General features: G+C 68.8%; 1 pseudogene. It reads left to right on the top strand.

The features are described 5' to 3' along the window. Nucleotides 1–60: 60 nt before the first annotated feature. Nucleotides 61–4882 (top strand): annotated as a pseudogene (locus AB0F13_RS27725) (beta-ketoacyl synthase N-terminal-like domain-containing protein); the annotation flags it as partial.

Here is a 4882-nt window from a genome sequence, read left to right as displayed (position 1 = left end):
TTGGCGTGGGGTGCGTGGGCGCAGTCGAGTGGTATGACGGGTGCGTTGTCCGATGCTGATATGCAGCGGATCGCGGCTTCCGGGGTGCCGCCGCTGTCGGTAGCGCAGGGTTTGGCGCTGTTCGATGCTGCCACGGCCTCCGACGAGGCCTACCTCGTGCCCATCGGACCGGCTCCGGAAACCGGGACCATGCGCATGCGCGGTGAGGTACCGGCTGTACTGCGCGGCTTGATCAAGGGATACCGGCGAACGGCCGCGACGGCGATCGGCGGGGCCGGTACGGCAGCGGCGCTCATCCGTCAGCTCCTGGGCCTGGGGGAGGAGGACCGGGTCCGTTACGTGGCGGACCTCGTACGGGCCGAGTCCGCAACCGTACTCGGACACGCCTCGGCCAAGGCCATCGACGCGGGGCGGGAGTTCCGCGAACTGGGCTTCGATTCGCTGACCGCACTGGAACTGCGCAACAGCCTTACCATCGCCACCGGATTGCGGCTCCCGGCCACCCTGATCTTCGACTACCCCACCCCCACCGCGCTCGGCCAGCACCTCCTCGGGGAGCTCCTGGAGGAGCACGCCGAGTCGGACACACCCATCGCTGTGGCCACCTCGGGCATCGCCGACGAGCCGATCGCCATCGTCGGGATGGCATGCCGGATGCCCGGCGGGGTGAGTTCCCCGGAAGAGCTCTGGCAGATGCTCGCTGACGGGCAGGACGCGATCGGTGGATTCCCCACCGACCGGGGCTGGGACCTGGACGCACTGTTCGGCAACAGCCCGGAGAGCCGAGGTGTCAGCGCGACTCGACGCGGTGGATTCCTCCAGGGCGTGGGCGAATTCGACGCCGGTTTCTTCGGAATCTCGCCACGCGAAGCGCTGGCGATGGACCCACAACAGCGATTGCTGCTGGAAACCACCTGGGAGGCGATCGAACGCGCTGCGATCGATCCCGCGACCCTCCGGGGAAGCCGCACCGGGGTCTTCGTCGGCACCACAGGCCAGGACTACGCCACACTCGTGATGAATTCACGGGAAGACGTGGAAGGCCACGCCAGCACCGGTCTCGCCAACAGCGTGATTTCCGGGCGCCTTTCCTACAACTTCGGCCTGGAAGGGCCGGCGGTAACGGTCGACACCGCTTGCTCCTCCTCACTTGTGGCGCTGCACCTCGCCTCGCAGTCGTTGCGCAACGGAGAGACCTCGCTGGCCTTGGCCGGCGGAGTCACGGTCCTGTCCACCCCGATGAGCTTTGCGGGCTTCAGCCGCCAGGGCGGACTGGCCACGGACGGCCGGTGCAAGGCATTCGCCGACTCGGCCGACGGCACGGGCTGGTCGGAGGGCGTGGGCGTACTTGTCCTGGAGCGGCTCTCCGATGCTCGACGCAACGGCCATGAGGTGCTGGCTGTGGTGCGTGGTTCGGCGGTGAATCAGGACGGTGCGTCGAATGGTTTGACGGCGCCGAACGGTCCGTCGCAGCAGCGGGTGATCCGGCAGGCGCTGGCGAGTGGTGGGTTGTCTGCTGCGGATGTCGATGTGGTGGAGGCGCACGGTACGGGTACGACGCTGGGTGACCCGATCGAGGCGCAGGCGCTATTGGCGACGTACGGGCAGGGTCGGCCGGAGCACCGGCCGTTGTGGCTGGGCTCGGTGAAGTCGAACATCGGTCACACGCAGGCAGCGGCAGGTGTCGCCGGTGTGATCAAGATGGTCATGGCGATGCGGCACGGTGTGCTGCCGAAGACGTTGCATGTGGATGCGCCGTCATCCCACGTCGACTGGTCGGCTGGGGCTGTGGAGCTGCTGACCGAGCACACGCCGTGGCCCGAGGCGAATCGGCCTTGGCGTGCTGGTGTCTCGTCATTCGGGCTCAGTGGAACGAACGCGCACGTAGTGCTGGAACAGGCGGAGACGTCGGAGGCTCCGGCCGAGCGGACTGCGGCGCCCGTGTCGTCGCCTGCTGTGGTGCCGTGGCTGGTGTCGGCGAAGAGCGAGGACGCGCTGGCTCAGCAGCTTGAGCGTGTCGCCTCGCTGGCCGGCCGACAGTCACCCATCGATGTGGGCTTCTCCCTGGCGACAGACCGGTCGGTCTTTGAACACCGTGCGGTGCTGCTGGCCGATGCCGATGCCGATGCCGATGCCGATGCCGACACCGAAGCCGATTCCGGTCTGATCGAGGCTGCCCGAGGCCGGGTGGACGACCGTTCGCTGGTCGTCCTGTTTTCGGGTCAGGGTTCGCAGCGGGTGGGGATGGGCCGTGAGTTGTACGGCCGGTTCCCCGTCTTCGCGGAGGCACTGGATGCGGTGCTGGAGCGGATGGACAGTCCCTTGCGGGAGGTGTTGTTCGGTGACGAGGAGCTGCTGAATGACACCGGTTTCACGCAGCCGGCGTTGTTCGCGGTCGAGGTGGCGTTGTTCCGTCTGGTGGAGTCGTGGGGTGTGCGCCCGGACTTCGTGGCGGGCCATTCCATTGGTGAGATCGCGGCGGCGCACGTCTCGGGTGTGCTGTCGCTGGATGATGCGTGCACGCTGGTGGAGGCCCGGGCGCGGCTGATGCAGGCGTTGCCTGCGGGTGGGGCGATGGTTGCCGTGCAGGCCGGCGAGGTCGAGGTGTCCGATCGTCTGGTCGAGAGTGTGTCGATTGCGGCGGTCAATGGTCCGCAGGCGGTCGTGATTGCGGGTGACGACGCTGCGGTCTCCCGCATTGCCGAGACCTTCGCGGCGCAGGGTCGTAAGACGCAGCGGTTGTCGGTCAGCCACGCTTTCCACTCGCCGTTGATGGATCCGATGCTGGAGGAGTTCCGGCAGGTGGTCTCCGGGCTGTCGTTCTCGGCCCCGAAGATCCCGCTCATCTCGAACGTCACCGGTGAACAGGCGACTGCCGAGCTTGTCTGCAGCCCCGAGTACTGGGTCCGTCACGTTCGTGAGACTGTCCGTTTCGCCGATGGTGTGAAGGCGCTCACCGAGGCCGGTGTGTCGGCGTTCCTGGAGCTGGGCCCCGATGGTGTGCTCACCGCGATGGCCCAGCAGAGCCTGGACCAGGGCGACCAGCATGACGCCGTCCTCGTGCCGGCCCTGCGCAAGGACCGCCCGGAGGAGACCGCTCTCCTGACCGCTCTCGCCCGGCTGCACGTCGTGGGCGTCGGCGTCGACTGGCCGGCCCTGTTCACCGGCACGGGTGCCCGCCGTGTCGATCTGCCGACTTATGCCTTCCAGCACGAGCGGTACTGGCCCAGGCAGGCGGCGTACGCGGGCGATGTGATCTCCGCAGGATTGCGGCCCGCAGAGCATCCGCTGCTCGGCGCGGCGATCCCGCTGGCGGGCTCCGACGGTGTGCTGTTCACGGGCCGGCTGTCCTTGCAGACACATGCGTGGCTTGCGGAGCACACGGCCGGTGGGGCGGCCGTCTTCCCGGCCTCCGGGTTCCTGGAGCTGGCCATTCGCGTCGGCGACCAGGTCGGCTGCGACCAGGTCGAGGCACTCGACCTCGGCGAGCCGCTCGTACTGCCTGAGAACGACGCCGTGGTCCTTCAGATCCGTGTAACCGCTCCGGACGAGGCAGACGCGCGCAAGGTGAGCTTTTCCTCGCGCCCTGAGAGTGCTCCCGAAGACCAGCCGTGGACCGGGCACGCCACTGGTGTGTTGTCCCCGGACGAGCGGAATGTGAAGTTCGACGCGTCGGTGTGGCCGCCGGAGGGGGCCGCGGCCGTCGATCTGGAGGGCTTCTACGAGGACGCGACCGGGTACGGGCCGGTCTTCCAGGGACTGCGTGGGGCCTGGGTGCGGGGCGACGAGACGTTCGTCGACGTCGCGCTGCCGAGCCAGGCGGACGACGCCGAGTACTTCGGGCTTCATCCGGCGCTGCTGGAAGCAGTGGTGCAGGCCGCCGGGTTTGCCGGGTTGGACGACGACGAACAGCGGCTCACCCCCCTGTCGTGGGGCGGGGTATCCCTCCACGCCGGTGGCGCCTCCGTAGCGCGGGCACGGCTCACGAGGACCGGTGAGAACTCGGTGGCCATCGCGGTGGCCGATGCCGCGGGTGCGCCGGTGCTGTCAGCGGAGTCACTGGTCCTGCGTACGTTCCAGGACGCCGAAGTATCGGCTGCCGGTGGTGCCGAGAAGGGTTCACTGCTCCGGTTGGAGTGGGTACCGGCGCCGGAAGCCCCCCTGTCCGAGGGCCTTCGTTACGCCACCGTCACCGTCGGAACCGAGGATCTCGCCGCATTGGGCGGACCGGTCCCGGAGCTGGTGCTGGCTTCTTCGGCCCGTACGGGCGGTGACGTACCCGCGACGGTGCATGAGCTCACGGCCCAGGTACTGGACATGATTCAGCAGTGGCTGGCCGACGGCCGGTTCGCTGCCTCGCAGCTGGTGTTCGTGACCCGCAACGCTGTCGCCGCTCACGCCGACGACCGCGTCGATGACCTGGCGGCGGCCGCCGTCTGGGGCCTGGTGCGCTCGGCGCAGTCGGAGCACCCCGGACGGTTCGTCCTGCTCGACGTCGAAGAGGCCGAAGGGGCCGAAGAGGACGAAGGCGAGGGCTTCGCCCGGCTACTGCCGAGCCTGCCCGGCCTGCTGGCCGGGGGGGATGCCCAGTTCGTCGTACGGGACGGTGTGCTGCGGGTGGGCCGGTTGGCTCGCCTCACAGCCGGAACGGCGTCGGCCCAGGAGTGGGATGCCGAAGGCACCGTGCTGATCACCGGTGGAACGGGCGGTCTCGGCGGGGAACTGGCCCGGCACCTGGTGGCCGAACGCGGCATGCGGCATCTGCTGTTGGCGAGTCGGCGCGGTCCGGAGGCACCGGGTGCGGTGGAGCTGCGGGCGGAGCTGACCGCTCTGGGCGCCGATGTGACCCTCGTCGCCTGTGATGTCGCTGATGCCGATGCGG

It is taken from the genome of Streptomyces sp. NPDC026206, assembly GCF_040638465.1.
Lineage (GTDB): Bacteria > Actinomycetota > Actinomycetes > Streptomycetales > Streptomycetaceae > Streptomyces.
This window is presented reverse-complemented; position numbering and strand designations above follow the sequence as displayed.